The organism is Amphibacillus sp. MSJ-3 (genome assembly GCF_018919165.1).
GTDB lineage: Bacteria > Bacillota > Bacilli > Bacillales > Amphibacillaceae > Amphibacillus.
The window spans coordinates 26,522-46,518 of sequence record NZ_JAHLQM010000023.1; the positions used below are offsets into that span (position 1 = coordinate 26,522).

The 19,997-nt window shown below is 34.7% G+C and carries 20 protein-coding genes; 4 read left to right on the top strand and 16 right to left on the bottom strand.

From position 1 onward, the window contains the following. Positions 1 to 176: 176 nt before the first annotated feature. Positions 177 to 926 (bottom strand): class I SAM-dependent methyltransferase, encoded by a 750-nt coding sequence (locus tag KQI76_RS08135; protein WP_216399832.1) that lies wholly within the window; start codon positions 924 to 926, stop codon positions 177 to 179. 1 nt (position 927) lies between these two features. Then, positions 928 to 1,599, bottom strand: a complete 672-nt coding sequence (locus KQI76_RS11810) for a cupin domain-containing protein (RefSeq protein WP_253288877.1) — start codon at positions 1,597 to 1,599, stop codon at positions 928 to 930. 376 nt (positions 1,600 to 1,975) lie between these two features. Here KQI76_RS11810 and KQI76_RS08145 point away from each other — a divergent pair, with 376 nt between their 5' ends. Beyond that, positions 1,976 to 2,998 carry an AimR family lysis-lysogeny pheromone receptor gene (locus KQI76_RS08145; protein WP_216399833.1) on the top strand — a complete coding sequence of 341 codons (1,023 nt, stop codon included), beginning with the start codon at positions 1,976 to 1,978 and terminating at the stop codon, positions 2,996 to 2,998. Positions 2,999 to 3,035: 37 nt separating this feature from the next. Further along, entirely contained in the window at positions 3,036 to 3,173 is a 138-nt protein-coding gene (locus tag KQI76_RS08150) for a hypothetical protein (protein ID WP_216399834.1), read from the top strand. A 143-nt stretch (positions 3,174 to 3,316) separates the two neighbouring features. Here KQI76_RS08150 and KQI76_RS08155 read toward each other — a convergent pair whose 3' ends face one another. From KQI76_RS08155 to KQI76_RS08185, 7 genes are all read right to left on the bottom strand, one after another. Further along, positions 3,317 to 4,657, bottom strand: a complete 1,341-nt coding sequence (locus KQI76_RS08155) for a hemolysin family protein (RefSeq protein WP_216399835.1) — start codon at positions 4,655 to 4,657, stop codon at positions 3,317 to 3,319. 145 nt (positions 4,658 to 4,802) lie between these two features. Then, a complete protein-coding gene (locus KQI76_RS08160) occupies positions 4,803 to 5,894 on the bottom strand; it encodes a glycosyltransferase (RefSeq protein WP_216399836.1) in 1,092 nt (363 codons plus the stop codon). A 1,289-nt stretch (positions 5,895 to 7,183) separates the two neighbouring features. After that, positions 7,184 to 8,620, bottom strand: coding sequence for an ABC transporter substrate-binding protein (locus tag KQI76_RS08165; RefSeq protein WP_216399837.1), 1,437 nt, complete (start codon positions 8,618 to 8,620; stop codon positions 7,184 to 7,186). A 4-nt stretch (positions 8,621 to 8,624) separates the two neighbouring features. Further along, positions 8,625 to 8,810 carry a hypothetical protein gene (locus KQI76_RS08170; RefSeq protein ID WP_216399838.1) on the bottom strand — a complete coding sequence of 62 codons (186 nt, stop codon included), beginning with the start codon at positions 8,808 to 8,810 and terminating at the stop codon, positions 8,625 to 8,627. 658 nt (positions 8,811 to 9,468) lie between these two features. Beyond that, positions 9,469 to 10,110, bottom strand: coding sequence for a Vat family streptogramin A O-acetyltransferase (locus KQI76_RS08175; RefSeq protein WP_216399839.1), 642 nt, complete (start codon positions 10,108 to 10,110; stop codon positions 9,469 to 9,471). A gap of 339 nt (positions 10,111 to 10,449) precedes the next feature. Further along, positions 10,450 to 10,986, bottom strand: coding sequence for a GNAT family N-acetyltransferase (locus tag KQI76_RS08180; RefSeq protein ID WP_216399840.1), 537 nt, complete (start codon positions 10,984 to 10,986; stop codon positions 10,450 to 10,452). A 36-nt stretch (positions 10,987 to 11,022) separates the two neighbouring features. Then, positions 11,023 to 11,886 carry an alpha/beta fold hydrolase gene (locus KQI76_RS08185; RefSeq protein ID WP_188384406.1) on the bottom strand — a complete coding sequence of 288 codons (864 nt, stop codon included), beginning with the start codon at positions 11,884 to 11,886 and terminating at the stop codon, positions 11,023 to 11,025. A 150-nt stretch (positions 11,887 to 12,036) separates the two neighbouring features. Here KQI76_RS08185 and KQI76_RS08190 point away from each other — a divergent pair, with 150 nt between their 5' ends. Further along, positions 12,037 to 12,624 (top strand): TetR/AcrR family transcriptional regulator, encoded by a 588-nt coding sequence (locus KQI76_RS08190; RefSeq protein ID WP_102415779.1) that lies wholly within the window; start codon positions 12,037 to 12,039, stop codon positions 12,622 to 12,624. Between the two features lie 121 nt (positions 12,625 to 12,745). Here KQI76_RS08190 and KQI76_RS08195 read toward each other — a convergent pair whose 3' ends face one another. From KQI76_RS08195 to KQI76_RS08225, 7 genes are all read right to left on the bottom strand, one after another. Then, positions 12,746 to 14,197 (bottom strand): Msr family ABC-F type ribosomal protection protein, encoded by a 1,452-nt coding sequence (locus KQI76_RS08195; RefSeq protein WP_216399841.1) that lies wholly within the window; start codon positions 14,195 to 14,197, stop codon positions 12,746 to 12,748. 124 nt (positions 14,198 to 14,321) lie between these two features. Beyond that, positions 14,322 to 15,515: an MFS transporter gene (locus KQI76_RS08200; RefSeq protein ID WP_216399842.1), complete on the bottom strand. Its 1,194-nt coding sequence runs from the start codon at positions 15,513 to 15,515 to the stop codon at positions 14,322 to 14,324. Between the two features lie 367 nt (positions 15,516 to 15,882). Continuing rightward, positions 15,883 to 15,927, bottom strand: a complete 45-nt coding sequence (locus KQI76_RS12075; RefSeq protein ID WP_105980607.1) for an erythromycin resistance leader peptide — start codon at positions 15,925 to 15,927, stop codon at positions 15,883 to 15,885. A gap of 109 nt (positions 15,928 to 16,036) precedes the next feature. Further along, entirely contained in the window at positions 16,037 to 16,870 is an 834-nt protein-coding gene (locus tag KQI76_RS08210) for a nucleotidyltransferase domain-containing protein (RefSeq protein WP_216399843.1), read from the bottom strand. 54 nt (positions 16,871 to 16,924) lie between these two features. Continuing rightward, positions 16,925 to 17,461: a GNAT family N-acetyltransferase gene (locus KQI76_RS08215; protein ID WP_077318137.1), complete on the bottom strand. Its 537-nt coding sequence runs from the start codon at positions 17,459 to 17,461 to the stop codon at positions 16,925 to 16,927. A gap of 120 nt (positions 17,462 to 17,581) precedes the next feature. Continuing rightward, positions 17,582 to 18,181 carry a TetR/AcrR family transcriptional regulator gene (locus KQI76_RS08220; RefSeq protein ID WP_077318138.1) on the bottom strand — a complete coding sequence of 200 codons (600 nt, stop codon included), beginning with the start codon at positions 18,179 to 18,181 and terminating at the stop codon, positions 17,582 to 17,584. Between the two features lie 47 nt (positions 18,182 to 18,228). Continuing rightward, entirely contained in the window at positions 18,229 to 18,843 is a 615-nt protein-coding gene (locus KQI76_RS08225; RefSeq protein WP_253288878.1) for a GNAT family N-acetyltransferase, read from the bottom strand. A 434-nt stretch (positions 18,844 to 19,277) separates the two neighbouring features. On the opposite strand from KQI76_RS08225, the gene KQI76_RS08230 reads away from it, so the two are divergent. Continuing rightward, a complete protein-coding gene (locus KQI76_RS08230; protein ID WP_216399844.1) occupies positions 19,278 to 19,880 on the top strand; it encodes a TetR/AcrR family transcriptional regulator in 603 nt (200 codons plus the stop codon). The last annotated feature ends 117 nt before the right edge of the window (positions 19,881 to 19,997 follow it).

Genomic DNA, 19,997 nt, shown 5'->3' on the forward strand with positions numbered 1-19,997 from the left:
CCCACTTCAAGGATTCGAAGAAAACTAAGAATTGTAGGTGAAAGATCGATTGACAGTAATGGCCTGATTGGTTCAACAATCAAAGCTTTTCTTTGTTGGAGGTTTGCCGTCAGTAAAGCTGCACTCATTTAATTAAAAAGCTGAGTACCGATATATAGAACGGTCTCAGCTTTTTATTATTTCCTTGCCACGATTGCAATATATCCTAGATTTGCTTTATTGGTTCTAAAAAAGTGGAACATCGCTTTAAAATAGACCCGATTTTCTTTTTTTATTGCATTTTTGAAAATCTTTAAGGTCCGAACTAATCCTTCGTCTTTAATCATTCCAATTGGATCCATTAATGTCATCGATCCTGTCGATACCGTTAAATCTTCAAACCCTGCCTTAGTAAAGATTTCTCGCCAATCCGATTCATTGTGTGGCTTAGCCGGAACATGAATTGCCTTTTGAAGTTCTTCGATTACTTTGGTCATCTCACCTTCCGCCAGCTTCACATCATGCGTCAGCAGTATCCCACCTGGTTTCAAAACGCGATAGTATTCGGAGATCGCCTTAATTTTTTGTTTATCACCCAGCATCGTCAACATTGCTTCATTAATGACGACATCAAAAGATTGATCCGGATAAGGTAGCTTAAGTGCATTTGCCCGCTCTACTTTAATTTTATCCGATAGACCCGCTTCAGCCACACGATTTCTTGCTAATTCAACTACTTCTTTATCTAAATCAACAGCGGTAATTGAGCAGCCTGTCTTGCTAACTAAAGCAATTGCATTTGTACATTGATTGCAAGCAACCTCTAAAATATGTTTATTTTTGTCAAAGGAAACATGTTCAAATAACCAATTCGTCGCCTCTATGCCACCAGGCCGTAAACGTGTCTTCCCTAATCGAGCTAAAAATGAGTGTCCTGCTTCAGCCATTTTATTCACCAGGCTTTACAACTGTCAATAACATTTTAAAGGCTTCAACAGCTTCCAATGCATGGGGGATCTCAGCAGGCATCACAATACTTTCCCCTGCCTTTACGGTATAATCTGTCTGATCTATTGTAATTAGCGCTTCACCTTCTAAAATTTGCACAAGTGCATCTCCTGTTGCGGTATGACGCGCAATTTGTTGTCCAGCATCAAGGGCAAATAATGTTAGTGTTAATGTTTTATGTTGTACAAGTGATTTACTTGTCTTCCGATTTGGAACGATTTCGATTTGTTCAGCCAACCGAATGGTTTCGTTATGTGGAATTTTATTAATCATGAATTCATTCTCCTCTGTTTGGTAAATATGGACTTGTTGAAAGCTAGCTTTTGTTTTAGCCTTGATGGAATGACGAGTACCACATCCAAGTAAAATCATAAATCCAGCTTCCAATTCCCTAATTACATCATTAGCAGTAATTTCTAATCGACCTTCTAGACAATAAATCAATTTTGCTTGACCGACAATCTCTGTACTAATTGATTCTTTTTCATCAAGTCCAAAAGTCGTTATATCAAAAGCGCCTGCTTCGGCGATAGCCGTACTAACAATTTGGTCAGGTAAAATAATCGCTAATTCTTCTAGACCAAATACTGTTTTAATAGGTAGATCTCCCAACTTAGCCCTCCTCACTTTTTTACTTCGCAACACTGATAATCATTCTCATTTACAAATTTACCATAGTCATTATTGAATTGCAAACGATAATTTATCCATAAGATTATCTAATAGTTTTACGATATTATGTTTTTATTGGAATAGATTTAAATAATAGAAGTTTTCATCTTCAGTGGAATAGTATTAGCAACTTCTAAACTTAAGTGGCTATGATAATAGAGTTTTTTATTGATAATAGAGAAAACAAGGGGATTTCCGTAAAAACGAGTCGAAAAAGGGAGTTATTTGACGAACGAATATTCCAGTAAACCCCTTGTAAAAAATTTGATAGTTTGTCATAATATAATTATAGATTAATAGTGAAAGGTGTAAAATGATGTTAATAATTAATGATTCAAAAATAGGGATTGGGGAAAACCAGTATTACCATTTGAATGCTGAGGAATTCTATCATTGGTTAAACTTACATGTTCCTAAGGTTGATCACGAATTAGCTATGCGTGACTATTTTATGGCAACAAATGACCCTTACTCTATGTGTGTTGGTTTAGAGTTTCTGTTTATGAATGACTACTACACAGAATTGTTTCAATTGATTGAGAAAAATAAAAAACACCCGAAAAAACTGAATAATGATTGGGCGACCTTCTTTGACTTAACAATGGCCCACCATCATAAGACAATGCCATTTAGGGAAATTTCAGATCGATTACAAATGATTAGAACAGATGATTTATCACTTAAATGTCTAATAACGTTTTTAATGATCTCGATTCAAATTTTCTTTTATGATTTTGATTTAATCGTAAATAAACTTGATCAGTTTCGAGAAGATAGTAATAAAATTCACCATAGCATTCTCCATCCATATATACAGCATCGTCTAGACCGTGCACAATTCTTCCACTACTGGAAGCGGAATGAAATGATTTTAGCGCGTAAGTTTGGTTATCAAGCACTAGCAGGAGTAAATAATCGAATTCATCTTGCTTATCTGCACATCAACTTAAGCTTTTCATTTATGTTCGATGATTTTGATTCTTCCGTTTATCATATAAAAGAGGCATATAAAATTGTAAAAGAAAATAACATAACCAACTTGTTAACGGAGATTGAAGAAAATAATATTCCTTTCATTTACGCCCATTTTAATAAACCAGAAGGGATTAAAACATCTGATAAAAGCGAACAAGCCCATCTCGCGCTAGCCCGTGGTGATACAGAACTTGCCAAGCAGTTATTAGCTGAGGTAACTGAAATAACACCCTTTACAAAATACTATTTAGGCCGAGCCTATAGCGACAAGCAGATGTTAATCCAATCGTACAATGATTTTATCGAGAAACAGAGCGACCACTTCTTTGCACGACTCCCACTTATGGCAATACAAAAATTATAAATAAAGCCTTTCATACCGATTAAGGGAGGTGAAAACGATGGAGCGTGTGTTCATGTCATTATTAATTGCCTTAACACTTGTAACAACCGTATCTGTTTCACTGCCTACTCAGATAGCAGAAGATGCACCAATAAGCATTCTACGTAATAACGATCCAATTCACCCTGGTCTCTAAAGTGAATGAGGATGCTAGCTAAGAAAAGATAGCCTATTCTCCAATAACCTAAACCGACTTCCGGTCAGGGTTAGAGAAAAAGGCTATCTTTTTTCCTTATCCTTTTTAAATAAGGTCAATCATTGTCACGCTAAAAAACCTTGTTATTCCTCTAATGTCTCACTGTCTGTAAGTTTATTATCTTTGACCATGACCGCAACTGTTTCAATTCTATTTTCTACTACCTTTTTAACTTTAAAAATTAAATTTTTAAATACAATAGTTGGTCTTTCATCCTCTGTAAGAATATAACCAATTTGGCTAATTAGAAACCCACTAACTGTATCGTATTCTTCAGTTGGTAAATCAACTTTTAACAGATCTTCAAGTTCCCATAGTCGAAATGTACCATCCATTATATATTGATTGGGAGCAATTTGTTTGATCTCTTCTTTTGAAAAACCTGGTTCAATACTTTCACTAGAGATTTCACCAACGATTTCCTCTATCACATCTTCAATTGTAACTAATCCTTCTGTGCCACCGAATTCATCAAGTACAATAGCAATATGAGCATTATCTTTACGCATATTAGCAAACAAAACATCAATGGTCTGTGCTTCTAATGCAAAATAGGGTTCTCTAATCACGTCCTTAAGATTAAATGATTTGCTATCATTTTGAACAAGATATTGAAATAAATCCTTCACATGAAGAACCCCGATAATATTATCCACTGTCCCTTCATAAACAGGGAACCTTGAATATCTATACTGATTAATTTGTTGAATCACTTCATCAAAGCCTAAGTCAATTGACAAAGTGGACATTTCAGTTCGGTGTGTTGTAATATCAGAAACAACCTTATCATCAAATTCAAATATATTTTCAATCATTCTTCTTTCAGATTGATTGATCGTCCCTCGTTCTCCACCTATATCAATCAGCATGCGGATGTCTTCCTCTGTCGCTTCATCACTATTTGCACTTGGGTCAATCCCAAATAGACGTAGGATAGCATTGATTGAAAAGGTTAGTAACTTTACAATCGGCAAACAAATTTTCGCCAAGATAGAAATAGGACCTAGCGCAATATTTGCTACTTTATCAGCTTTTTGTAAAGCAAGTTGCTTTGGAACAAGCTCGCCAAAGACCAGGGTGAAATAGGATAATATGATGGTAATAACGACGACAGATATTGTATGAAGTAACCCCAACGACATTGGAACACCTAAATCATAGAGCCACTGTGACAATGGGCTTGCAAAGAAATCAGCAGCAAATGCACTTGATAAAAACCCGGCTAAGGTAATCCCAATTTGAATGGTACTAAGGAAAAGACTAGGATTAGAAATAAGACGATAAAGCTTTTGGGCCTTTTTATCGCCATTTTCAGCATCATGTTTTACCTTGTTATCGTTTAAATTTACAAATGCCAGCTCTGAAGCTGCAAAAAAAGCATTAATTAAAATAAGCACAATTAGTGTTGTAATTGCTATCCCCAATTATTAAACCCTCCAAAAATTGAAATTTATCATTAAAAAAATAAGTAGCTAATGATCAAAGATTGCTTGTTTCCTAGCCTCGCCTATTTCAGCCATACACGGGAGACCATCGCATGATAAAGTGAGCTACTTTACGATGACCTTTTTAATCATCCCAAATGACATGGATATAGCTATTAATAATGTCTTCTTTGACATATTTTTTTGATTCTTCAAATGCATTGTTAGAATACATCTGAAATGTAGCCTCGTCTTTTAATATCTCTTCAATCGCATTTTCAACTCCAGCAATGTCTCCATAAGGGACAAGTTTCCCTGCCTTATTTGTCACAATAGACCGAGCAGCTGGATAGGAATCATAGACAACAACTGGCATACCTACGGAATAGGCTTCTAAAATAACATTGCCAAATCCCTCATAATTGGATAATAACAATAAAATACTGTTTTGGTCAGCGACTTGACTAATATCCTTAATGACTCCCCCTACATTAACTTTAGAATTATCTAACAATGACTTTCTTATTCCATCCCCATAGGCATTTATTTTATACTTTGGATAGAGTCTCTCAGCCAAACGAGTGTATTCTTTGATATTCTTTTGAATCATATCGAATCTACCCATATAAATTAAATTATTTGTATATTTACTGATTTGCTTTCTAATTGTTTTAGAAGGATTAGGTACGACGTAAGATTTAAATTTATATTCGACTTTTGAATTATTGAGAATAAACATAATCTCTCTCTTATCTTCCTCAGTATAGAATAAAAATTTATCAATGTACTTTATCTTATCTAATAAGATAAATGGTACTTTCTTTGATTCAATAGTTCCAAACGTAACATCTGGCCGATTTGATTGAAAAATAATGATTTCATTATTCTCCAAAATCTTGTTTGAAATAAAAAAGAGCTTTTGTACACCAAATACAATTAGTCTGGAGTCTTTTGGATTTAACTTTTCTTTTATCTTGCCATTATTATTTTCAAATAAATTTATTCTTCGTTCATCTTTTGGTTTTTTCCTACCCGTTACTTTACTGTATATTTCAACATTGGGTAGTTTTTCTAATTTAATATCTTTTTGATTATAAACTAAAGGGATCTCAATAAAACTTTGTTGTGGCAGTGCCTCTTCTATTAGTCTAATTTTAGTTTGCACCCCACCAATTGTTTGAGAACATTTATTTGATATAAAATAGACTGGTTTGTTATGATCATTTTTCCATTCCAATTTCGACTTCACCTGTTCATTCAATTTTATTTAGTATTCATTGAAAAAATACCGATATATCCAATATATATTTCCATACTACCATAATTTTTGATAATAGCGCTTATTTTAATCATTAAACTTTTAAGGTTTTTGAATGGGACACCACCTCTTATAATAGGTAGAACATTCTCGATTTAAACAGCTTATTTATAAAATAAATATTTTATCTAATTATAAGTTGCTAATATACCGATCATACGGACGATATAAAAAACATAACAGGAAAAAGAAAACGATACTTTAAATGGTCTTCTATCTTTTTTTTCCAAAAAATTGTGTTATAATAAAGGTACGATAGCCTAAACTTAGGAAGATAGTCACTCCCATATAAAGGGGTGATGTTAATGACTGTTTATGAAGCTTTAGTCATTATGATTAGTTTTTCAACGCTAATTTTAATGATAAGCCAAAACAATCAAAAAAAATAAAAGCCACCCCAACAGAGCATTTGCTTTGATAGGGTGGAAAGACATTTTTTTATAAACAATGGACTATCACCTAAGGACAATCTATCGTTATAAACCGTCTAGGTGCCCAAACACTTAGGCGGTCATTTTATTATTATATGCTAGTTCTATATATATTATACCAAAATCCACGAAAAAGTACACCTTTTCTGCTAAATTATTGAGCTTATTTAAGAACAGGCCCTCCATCGATAACAGTATCCGATCTTTTTTTCCTAATTAACGAATCTACTTACCTTTACGGAGATTATCTTACCATAAGACCTCCACCCCAATCAAATAGGGAAACATCGATTGATATTAGGAATTCGTTCATCCAACGCTTATTCAGAGATAGTCCCCTTCTCACTAAGCGGAGCATCATTTTTAAAAAGCATTGCCAACCATTTGTATAATATGTTTAAGGACTTGTATATTATGTTTAAAAATTTCCCTTTAGGGATTTTTTCGTTCGACAACCCTTAAAGGGAAATTTCAATCAGTGAGAAGTGGACCTACAGAACCTAAGCCTTTCCACAGGATCCGGTGGGTTTAATCTGCCTTCCCCCATCCCCACTGATTTGGGACTGGGACTGCGGTTACTCGTCTCACCGGAGATATTTGTGGTTACTCGTCCCACCGAGTGATTTGCGGTTACTCGTCTCTGCGAAAATATTTCTTACTAGCACAAGGAGATGACCTAAAGACTCTTGAACCAATCGGGCCCATGCTAACCCACTTCCAATCCTTAAAAGTCACACTGAGAAAAATAAGAATATAGAAAGCTTACGGAAGATCTTTTTATTCAGATTCAAACGCTTGTAAATCAATTGGATCAGATTTATTAACCATTTCAACCGCTCGTTCCAAGTTTTCTTGAACTTTGTTATTATAATATTTCAATTGCGTTGGATAATCTTCTCTATCTGCAAAGATACTCATTCCAATATCCCCAAGATCAGGAGTCACAGGCTGAATAAGGCTATATACCTTTTGATTCTCCGGATGATCAATCAGCGGATTGAAGGTTTCCTCACTTTGCTCCATTGCATATTGATAATAAGCTTTCATGATCGGATCTTTGATATCCGCTTCTGTTATATCTTTTCGGATAGAAACAAATCCACCTTGGCTTACTAATTCTTTTTGATACTCATAGGAATATAAATATTTTAGATATTCTGCCGCTACATCCGGATGTTCACTCGTTGCTGAGATACCTAACCACCCCTTATTGAAGGGACGACTGATTTTTGTTTGCTTATTTGGATCTGGTACCGGTAATTTCATGACTCCATAATTCAAAGAAGGATTTTGTTCATTCCAAGTCGGTATTGACCAAGAGCCTTGGATAATAAACGCCGCATGACCTTCGCCAAATACATTTCGGGCCTCAGGTGCGGTTAGAAAACCAGAATCCGGATGAAAAAGTCCCTTTTCATAAAGTTCATAATAAAAATCAAATACAGAGATGACCCCTTCTGAATCATAGACTGCTTCTCCATTTTTAAGAAATATTTGATCTGTAGGTCCAATGTTGATCCCTGCTAACTCTGACAAAGAGCGGATTTCAAGATCTAAGCGATTTTTCTGGGCACCACTAGCGACAAGGCCATAATAACTCCCTTGACCTTTCGCTGTGATTTCCGAACAAATATCAATGAATTCATCCCATGTCAAAGGTGTAGCCGGATCAATTTCAATTGATGATTCTTTTAAGAGATCTTTATTATAAAAAACGAGTGTATTAGGTATTTCAATCGCTTCAGGGAGTAAATACCTTTTACCATCCCTAGTCGTAACATTCGATTGCCAAATTTCATCGCTAAATTGACTAAAAAAGTCCTCGGTTAGATAATTATCTAAAGGTAAAAACCAGCCCTCATCAATCGCAGTTGAAAAGGTGGCTGTTGATGGCAAAGGAAATAAATCTGGAGCATTTCCAGAGCGTATCCCCGAAACAACCGTTTCATTAAATTGCGCCTGCGTCAATGTCGTATAATTAATCGTTACATTTGGGTGGTCTTTCATAAACTGTTCATTTAACTTTTGGCGAGCTTTTTTAGTACTATCACTCCAATCGACTATATTTAAGGTTACCTTTTCGTCAGGATCTGTATGAACGATCGGTTGATCAATTGATTCAATTTGCTGGGATCCCTTTGGGACAATTTGGACACCACAGCCAGATAGAAATACAACTAACAACAGGGATAAAATCGAAAGTTTCTCTCTCATTGTTTTACTCCTTTACCGCGCCAGAAATACCTTGGATAAAATAGCGTTGAAATAGTAGAAATAAGCAGACCATCGGCACGATCGTAATACATGCTCCTGCTGCCATATTCCCCCATTCTACGATATTCTCACCTTGGAATGAGCCACCAAGCTTGATGTCTTGGGCTTTTTTATGGTTGAGTTGTACCATAAGAATAATCATCTGCTTTTTCCCACCCCTCCAACCCGCATTCCACCGTTCGAGTCATAATAAAGTTTTGCTACGGAACCCCCATTTTCACACTTTTTTGCTTCAAAAATGACCGTTTTTCGAGCTCTTTTCGGCTGTTTTTTCATGGTTTTTTCGGTGTTGGAATAAAGATTTGATAATGGAATGAAGATAAAATCGAGAAAAGATAGTGGATAAAAGAAGGCTAAAATAAAGAGAAAAATATTGAATGAGTATTGATTTGTTATTGAATTGGATATTGGATAAACCCAGTAATGACAATGATTTAGGAACATAACTGTATTGAAAAAATATTGAAAAAGCCATGAAAAAACTCGGGCTCCTGTTGAGGAAAACCCGAGAATTTATTGGATCTATATTGAAAAAGCAAATGTTTATTATTACGAAATCGGTGGTGGGAGTAGCAGATGTTTATTTTGACAGTCAGGTGTTTATTATTGATCTACATAGTAGAAAAAGAGTTTCAGATATAAGAAAATAGATTTTCTACTTAAATTACTTTCTTAACCTTTTGGTACAAAACCCACCAAGTAAGTCATCATCCACACTACTTTTCGAGAGTGAAGTATTTTAGAATAAAGATCAGAAGAACCTATTAAGCATCCAGTCCGATCTTAATTTAATTGTTCTTTTTCAATTTATCTATATGTCCACCTATTATGAACTCGAGATTATCACTAATTTTCTTAGGATCCCAATCCCACCACTTTATTGTTAGCCAATCCTCTATTACTTTATCTGAATAACGTTTTTTTATAACTATCGCAGGATTTCCTCCAACAACTGTATAGGGGGCTACATTTTTTGTAACAACTGATTGTGCAGCAATTATTGCTCCATCTCCAATTTTGACTCCAGGCATAATTGTTACATCTCTTCCTATCCATACATCATTTCCGACTTCAGTATCTCCTTTAATCAGCAGGTCGTCTAAGGTAGGTACATACATATCCCACCCACTGCCAAACAAATGGAATGGATAAGTAGAGCCATCCATTTGATGGTTCGCTCCATTCATAATAAAGGTTGTTCCTGGACCTATCGAACAAAACTTTCCTATAATCAGTTCATCACCTATTACTTCATAGTGATATAGAACTTGTTCTTCAAATGACTCTCCATGTTTACTATCGTAGTACGAATAATCCCCAACAGAAACATTTTTTCTTGTTATAGTTGGCTTAATAAATTGAACATTTTTATTTCCTTCTAATGGAAATAGAGTTTGTGGATTTGGTCCAGGAAAATTATTAGCAGACATAAACTCACTCCTTTATATCATTGTTTAAAGATGATTTGCCAATTTAATCACAACGAATTATTTCACAAAGGCCGAGGCAGCGGTCATTTTTCCATTTCCCCTACTAACTGATTAAAGTCTATTTTTTTATAGTCAAAAAATGCTTAATAATGTTACTCGAAGTATGAATCAATTAAGAAATGGATTCAACTACCATGAAAGATATACTTTTAATAGAGGGGCTCTAAAAACGGAACAGCTGTATCATCTCCAATTCTAGAACTTCTTCAGAAAAAACAATATTGAACACCAATAAAAAAGATATAATTAATGGTCATATTCTTAATTTCAATTTACATTTTATTCAAAAAACACATGAGGATATTCAACAACTCCTGAAACTTTATCAAGGGTATTTTCACCTAACTCCACTGCCATAAATGCCTCGTCTGGTACTTCAAAAGGTGTTTTTATTCCCCAAGTGGATGCTTTTTTGAACCCGAACTTCGGATAATATTCAGGATGCCCCAAAACAACAACCGAATTAAACCTAAGCTCTTTTGCCTTTTGCAATGCTTTACTAATCAATAATTTACCTACGCCTTGATTTTGATATTCTGGTAGGACAGATACAGGTGCAAGAGCCAGTGACTCTACAACTTGATCTTCATTTTTAATTTTTATCTTGGATAATATAATATGTCCCACTTGTTTGTTATCATCATTATCCATCGCCACTAAAGATAATTCTGGTATAAATACGTTTGAATTTCTAATACGAGACACCAAATGATGCTCATTTTTATCACTGTGCTCCGCATTAGCGAATGCATTCTTTACCACTTCTTCAGTTATTTTATAGTCTTTCACCTGTTCTTGTTTAATTACTATGTTCATTTCTTTATAGCTCCTGTTCAAGTACATATTTTTACTTTACTCTTTCCCTAGAAATGTTGTAATAACTCGGGTAAACTCTTCCGGTCTCTCTTTCTGTGGCCAATGTTTACACCCTTCCATTACATACAGCTCGGAATCCTTCATAGCCTCATGTGCTTCAAACGCATGTTTAATAGGAACCGAGGTATCTTTTGATCCATGAACGATTAATGTCCGTTTTTTAATTTCAGATAGATTTTCTGCCAACTTAGTTCTAAGTCCTGTGCGTGTAATCTCACTTCTCTGGAATGACATAAATGCTTTACCAGCATGTGGTGCTTGTAAAAATCCATAAATTTCATCTACAAGTTCTTCTGATACATTATTAGGATTTCCAAATAAACTATTTAGCAGCGTCCACTTCACAAATCTTCTGCTTTTACTTGACCATTTATACGAAAGTTCATTGAGGAATGATTGTGTATACCAATAAGTGAGAAGATGATAAGGAAGTTTACTAAATAGCCCCCACGCACCTACTAATACTAGCTTTTCTACTCGAGCTGGATATTCGAGCGTATACCCAAGAGAGATTCCTCCACCTAAAGATAGTCCAACCAAGTTAGCCTTCTCAAGGTGAAGACGATCCATTATTTGATTCAATATATCAATGTAAAAGGAAAGTGAATATTCCACATTAGGTTTATCACTTTCTCCATACCCAGGAAGGTCAGGAGCAAATACACGGTGTTTTTTTGATAAAGGACCTAATACCTCACTCCAAGATATATTTGCTGAATCAACTCCTGCACCATGCAAAAGAATCACAGGAGAACCAGATTCTCCAGCTGTATAGCAATTGACATTTACATCATTTAATTTTAGTTTTATCGTTTTAATTTCTGGAAAGTTTTCTATCATAATATTAATCCTCATTCCCCTTATAATTATGAATTAATTTAACTCTTTTATTTCATAATATACAAAATTTGTTGTTTCTGCAACAACTTATGAACTATTTTTATTGTTTTATTACATAATTTTTATTAAACTAACTATGAGGTGAAGAATATGGATGGGTTTGAAAAACGTAGGGAACAAAAGAAAAGAGACATATTAAATGCCGCATTAGCCCTATTCATGAAGTATGGATTACAAAAGGTATCTATTACAGAAATAGCTAAAAAGGCCAATGTATCGCAAGTCACCATATATAATTACTTTGAAAGCAAAGATAATCTTGTTCGTTTAGTTTTTAAGTTTTATGTTGATCAGATATGGGATGAACAAAAACATTTATTAGTTAATGACCTCCCATTTAATGAGAAGATTAAAAAGATTATATTTGAAAAAGGTATTGCCGCTAATCAAATAAGTGAACGATTTTTTCAAGACTTTATGAAAGATTATGCTAGTGGGCAGAGTTATGTTGAAGAAATATATCAAAAGGAAGCCCTTCCACTCTTCATTAAACTTTTTAATGAAGGTAGAGAACAAGGATATATTGACTCTGAGATATCTAATGAAGCAATTTTATTCTATTTAAAGATGTTTCAAGAATATTTGCAACGGGAAGATGTTGCCACTATGACACTTCCAATAGCAGAGGATCTTACCAAGCTATTCTTTTATGGCATAGCAGGTAAGAAAGAAGTATAAAAACCAGTTCAACATGAAGAGGCATAATGAAGAAATTGTAAAACGATAATCCAAGCAATCTCTTTAAGAAATATAATAGTGAAAAGGGGGTTGAATCTTATTTTAGATTCAACCCTTCATTTTAGTTTTTCAACATTAATTTTTGGTCTTCGATAACATAAACAGAATCAGCCACTGACTCAACGAAAGTCCGATCATGTGATACGAGAAGAACCGTACCTTCATATCCATTCAAAAATCGTTCCAATGCCTCGATACAAAAAACATCCAAAAAGTTTGTCGGTTCATCTAAAACTAATACATTATACCTTCCTAGAAATAGCTGACACAATACTAAACGAGTTGCCTCTCCACCACTTAAATTCTGGACATTCTTTTTTATATCATTACCAGTAAAATTCATGGCATGAAGTACAGCTCTGATTTTGCTTTCATTGTAATCACTTCGATTTTTGATAAAATCCAATACCGTTTCTTCTTTTGAAAATCGATAGTCCATTTGTTGATACGTACCTATAACAGCTTTTGGCGAGATTGTTACCCCTTCTCCATGTTTTAAAATATGATGAAGCAACGTTGTCTTACCCGAGCCATTTTTTCCTGTTATAGCAATCGTTTTTCCTAAAGGAAATTGAAATTTCGCATCTCGGAGAAGTGTTTTATCCCCTGCTTTAAGCGTTAAGCTCTCCCCCATGATCGGGAACTTATTGTGTAACTCTAGAGCTTTTGACTGATGAAAACGAATGATTTGTTCCTCTTTAGGAGCTTCTACTGCTTCCAGTTGCTCCACTCTCTGCTCGATCGCTTTTGCTGCACGTTGCATCGATTTTTGACTCGTTCCTTTTGATTTCGTTTCAAACGTTCGATTTCCTTTTACTTTTGTTACTCTCTTATCTCCTTGTGTTACTTTTTCTGCCTTCTTCATTTTTTCTTCAGCAGCTTTCATGAGACGTGTTTTTTCTTTTACATATTTTTCATGCTGTTCTAGTAGTTGTTTCTTCTCAAGCTCTTTTTGACGGACATATTCAGTGTAATTCCCTGTATATTCTGTTACAGTTCCTTCTTCTACTTCCCAAATTTTTGTCACCAATTGATCTAACACATACCGATCATGACTTACAAGTACGAGTGCACCATAATAGTACATCAATTCTTCGATAAAAAACTGCGTACCATCTGAATCAAGATGCGTGGTAGGTTCATCAATTAATCGAGCTTGATGATAGCTGGAGAAAATTTGTGCCAATTTAAGCCGTGTTTGTTCGCCACCGCTAAAGTTTCTAATTTCAGTTTCTGGAATCGCCAATTTCCCTTTTAAATCGTAATCAATCTCTGATTCGTTAGGCGTTGTTAATTGGTCAAAATAAGCTAAATCTACGTGACGTTTGACTATTCCACTAGACGGATGAATGATCCCTGCAAGCAACTTTAACAATGTGCTCTTTCCTGCACCATTTTTTCCCACAATACCGATACGATCAAACTGATGGATCGCTAGTCGTTCTATTTCTAATACTGTTTTATCTAAATAATTTAACTCTATATTTTCTAGTTCAAAGCATACTTTTTCCATAATTGCTACCTCCCGAAAATGATTCATTTCGTACCGATAGCTAGGACCGATACGAGCTGTTTGCTTTCATTTCAAGTTCAAGCTCGTATCAAAAAAACAATAAAAACTGCATGAATATCTCCTCCTATTTTGCTTTCCTTGTTATTACTGCATTTATGACAATCAAAATACCTATGATAGAAAATAATGAGGCAACACTTGTTAGTTCAATCAAAACTCCAGCTACCGCATAACCAATCGGTGTCGCCAATAACGAAATACTTGTCACAAAGCTAAAAACTCTCCCCAAGAGATGAGGCTGTATTTCTGTTTGAATAAGGGCATAGAATGGTGCTGAAAACAATGGTCCAGACAAACCAACCAAACCAGCCATCACAATAAATGCCATAAACAATGATGGCGAAACTATACCAGAAATAAATAATGCAACCCCCATCAACAACATTCCTGCAGCCATTGTTTTTATTTTATCGAAATGATCACCTAGTACACCTAATAGTGCTCCTCCAACAATTAATCCAATAGCAAAAATAACCTCCACGATACCCGCTTCTACAACACCTCTTTCGAAATGATTTCGTGTCATAAGTGGAAAGTAAGTACCAAGCGGAATATAAAGCATAGCGACGATGGTCATAGTAATCGTTAGCTTCAAAACAACAGGATGCTTCACTATCGCATAATACCCTTCTTTCATTTCAGTCATAAAACCGCTAGAAACCTCTCCTTCTTTTCTTGGTACTCGTGGAATGTGAATGAACAATAAAATGCTACTTGCCATCACAGCACCAAGAACATCTAACATCAATACCCATTCAAGTGAACTAACTGCAAGCATAGACATCCCAACTGCAGGCCCTGCAATATTTGAAATAGAACTTATCGTCTGTCCCCAACCTGCTACCTTGGTAAGATGCTCTTCAGGTGCAAGTAAAGGTATGGATGCTTGCATTGCCGGCATATGAAATGCCGTTGCAAGAGAGCGAATAACTAAAACAAATAACACCAATAGAATACTCGGTTCATAAAAGTACATCGTAATTAATAAGGTTAAACTCCCAAGTGCAACAGTCATGTCAGCTATAATCATCATCAATTTGCGTGAGTAGCGATCCGTAATCGTTCCAGCAAACGGACCAACCAATGCTTGCGGTAAAAATCCAGCAAGACCTGCCAATGTCAGTACGAGCGGCGAACCATCCGTTGTATCCGTTAACCACCAAATAATACTAAATTGAACAGCAGCACTACTCAATAATGAAAAGAACTGCCCAGTAAAAATCGCAATAAATTTTCTTTTCCAATTTTTATTTTCCATAATGTTCCCTCCAAAATAAAAAAATCACAAGCATCTGCCTGTGATTGAAGTAAAGGGAAAAAGCCCTATCCATATTTTATAAGGAAGCCATGAATAGCCGTCCACAAATAAACCTACCTTTAGTATAACAAAGGTAAAGAAAATTTGTACAAAAAATAAAGAAAGGCAGAACCATCCGCCTTTCTAAACATTCCATATCATTATCCTGAATAGAGATTGTTGTTAATACCTATCGTTAAATAGGTTAAAAATACCCCAAATCGAGATAATAGATATCTTTTTAAATATGAAATGAAAGATTATTAAAAAAGGACAGACTAATCCCATTACTCTGCAAACACAAAACAGAGCCTTTGAACATATTCAATTACTGGTTCAAAGTTGGGAAACGCAGTCTCATCGAATGTGTCATTTTTTAATAATCCTCCTACCGTTTATAAATACAGTGATTAGTATAGATAATCTTTTGTCAAAAGTCAAAGGGAAATAATGCCTATACAATCTGAGAAAGTTATTTAGCCTTAGCTTAATAACATTTCTGTTTCTGAAATAAGTTGCTGTAACATTTCTATTCCTTCTCTTGTCCTGTCAGGATCGGAAGAAATCAATGTAACGATCTGATCGATGCTATGTTTGTAACTTTTCGGTTTTATACTGAAGTTATCAATCATCCGGACTGCTTTCTTCTCATTGATACAGTATTCTTCATTTAAAGCAAATAATACTTGATTTAAACATGAAATAGTTCGGAAGCTGTGTCCCATAACATACGATACATCATCCTTATCCACATTGTCCTTCGCAAACATCAAAGAAAAAGATGCTTCAAACATGAAATAGCCAATTAAGGCATCCTTTAAGGCTTTCGGATAAGGCTTTGTTTTTGCTTTTAAATTTGAAATTTGATTGGTACGCTCAAACAATATTTTGCAAATGGAGATTTCCCCCATATACATAACATTTAGATAGGCATGTGGATGTCCTGTATGATAATGAGTAGAAACCTTGCCCTCTAAACAATCATCAATTACTTGAGATACCCTTTTTATATCCCGAAAAATCAAATCTACATGGTATCCTTGAACGACAATCCACCCACCACCATTTATCCAGTCACCCCATTCTCCTAATGATGTAATTATATTTTCTCGATGATCATCATCCAACTTTGTTGCTTTTTTACCAACCTCTACAACATCAACCCCTGCCGATGTATCATAATATATTCCAATATCAATATCAGAAGTTTCGTGATTCGTCCCTCTTGCTCTTGAGCCTCCTAGGACTACACCAACAATGCCAGGCACATCTTTTAACTCTTTACTTATTTCATTCATAATGTTTTGCACGATCATAAACTTTCTGCTCCTTAAATATTGTCAAGTTTCTCATTTGCAACTTTCGGCTAATCATTCAAAAAATACGCTAGGATATTCTACAACTCCTGAAACCTTATCAAGAACATTTGCATGTAATTCAATTGCCATGAATGCTTCATCTGGGACTTCGAAAGGTGCCTTTATCCCCCAAGTAGATGCTTTTTTGAACCCGAACTTCGGATAATATTCTGTATGCCCCAAGACGAAAACCGAATCATATTCAAGCTCTTTTGCTTTTTTTAATACTTCACTAATTAAAAACTTCCCTACACCTTTATTTTGATAATTTGGTAAGACAGATACAGGTGCAAGTGCGAGCGACTCTACAACTTGATCGTCATTCTTAATTTTTATCTTGGATAAAAGAATATGTCCCACTACTCGATTATTCTCATTATCCATCGCCACTAAAGATAATTCTGGAATAAATACATTTGAGTTCCTAATTCGAGACACCAAATTATGTTCATTGCTATCACTGTGTTCTGCATTAGCAAATGTACACTTTACCACTTCTTCAGTTACTTTATAGTCCTCGACCTGTTCTTGCTTAATTTTTATGTTCATCTTTTCATAGCTCCTGTTCTCAATTTAAGTCATAGTATCGAGATTAATCTAAAATACACTAAAAGGTATTAGGCAACTATAGATGGAGATAGTTTCATACCTTCTCGGCCAGATCTAGTTTCAATCCTTCATTAAAAAGGCAGTAACTATTTTTATATTTGGAGTAACAAATTGCTCATTTTTCAATAGTTTAAACATTGTCATTCCTTGTATGGAGGCAAAATAGAACAATGCCAACTCTGAAGGACTCCCTTCTCTAAATTGACCTAATTTTTGACCCTTTTCAATTAATCGAGTCGTTTGCTGTATCAATTCTTCACTTATCTTGTTAAGGTTTTGTAATTGTAGTGATTGGTTCTCCATTGTCAAAGATTGGTTCATCAGCATATGAAACTGAGCATATTCATCATCTTTATCAAGATCATTTAATATTTCTAGTGTAAACTGTTGAATTAACTCAACTGGAGATTCCTCACTTTGAAATCTTTCCACTAGCCTCTCCAATCCTTTAGTAGCATAAGTAACCAATTCATAAAATAAATCTTCTTTCTTTTTATAATGCCGATACATTAGTCCAATGCTGATCCCTGCACCTTCCGCAATATCCTTCACACTTGTAGCAGCAAACCCCTTCTTTGCAAATAACTTGATAGCAGACGAATGGATTTTGTCTCTTGTCGCTATTCTCATCGCCTCAAATTGTTCTTCTGTTCTAGGCAATTTTTCTCTCTCCTTATCGCCTTTTCCTGAATCTATCAATATGGCCCTTAATTTTTTACATACTTCAAAGATAAAAAATTATTGATTCCAATCTTCTTGGCTCTCTTTTCTGGGATCGGCTTTTTTCTGTATTCTTCAAAGCCTAACTTTGTATATAGATTCATTGCCGGCATATTCGTATCTGCAACCTCTTCAATGACGTAATCATCATACGGTGTATTTTCAATGATATGTTGGATAATCTGTGTTGCGACACCTTGTCCTCTAAATTCAGGAGCCGTTCCAACAAACTCAATCGACCCAGTCTTAGGAGGGAAATTTTCATAAGGAGCTTCAAACTCTTTCTTTAAAAAGATCCCTGCAATGCTTCCTTTATAGTAACCTAAATGCTTTCTCAATTCCTTTTTATTTAATTTTACCGATTTTTTTATTCCATCTGTACATGCTGTAACTCCAGCAACTTCCCCATTTGCAATCGCCACATAAAATTGATCTAACACAAACATATGAGCAAAAGCCTTTGCGATAATCTTTTTATCTTTTGAAAAATAGCCTAGCCATTGTGTAAAACCTTCCGCAAAAATCTCAGACATCTGCTTCCTTACGTCTAAATCTGTTTTATCCGCTTGGACTATTGTAAATATTTTATTCTCTGACTTCATATATGAATCTCCTTTGATCAGTTTTAATTAATGAACATTTATTCATTATAAAACCGGAATACTATATTGTAAAGTTACAGAATTAAACGTTGCATCAGCATTCAGCATAGATTTCACTTTGCAATTTTAGGCAGAACGCTATTCGCTACATTGAGTTCGTTGGCATTCCTCCAAATTTTCATTAAATCCATCCAACCAAGGCTCTAATATTACAACCGTCAAGTTCTAATGATGAGCGAGTGTTGCAACGACTTGTCCTTTAATGTATTACCGTGATTCTTTGCTTCGTAAATGAATGATACCTACTCTTTGTATCCCCATATTACCCCTGCAAATTATCAAGATTCATCAATATGTAATTGATTTATTCACAAGAATATCATAAAATGACTTACGGGTCATTTTTGACTTTAAAGTCATTTCGAGGTGGTTTAATGAGTAAAAAACAAGAAAAATTTCAAAAGAGACATTCTCTGATATTGAATACTGCAGAACAGATTATTAAGGATAAAGGATATTATGCTTTTAAAATGAGTGATGTGTCTGATTATCTAGATATCGCAAAAGGAACTTTATATAATCATTTTCTATCAAAAGAAGAATTAGTTTTTAACCTTATTTATCCGAAGATGTCACAATCTACAACAACTTTGAAAATAATTGCAAATAAACAGACTGATGCTATTACAAAAATTAAAGAGCTAATTAGAGCAACTTTAGAAAGTTCATACTTTCAATTTGTATTACTTAGCTTTCCTGACATGGCAGCTTTATTCCAAGAAAAAAATAGTTCTGAATTAGAAAAGATTCAAAATGAAATGATTAAATGCTTTAAAAAAGTAATTGATCAAGGAAAAAGGGAGCAAGTGTTTCATGATGAAATCTCTAATGAATACACCGCACACCAATTATTAATTATTTCGGATCCGCTTATTTATAGCCTTCTCGTTCAAAACAAAAAAATGACACACGAAGACTTCATTACCCATACTACTCGAAACTTTTTATTTGGAATTGCTCAGAATCAATCCCAATAAAGACCTGCGGTGATATGTCAATAACAAAATAAAAGCTTATTTAATTATCAAGGTACAATTAGCTTAAAAAAGACATCACTAAGCTAGGACCAGTCTTTTAATGTAAAAAACTGGATG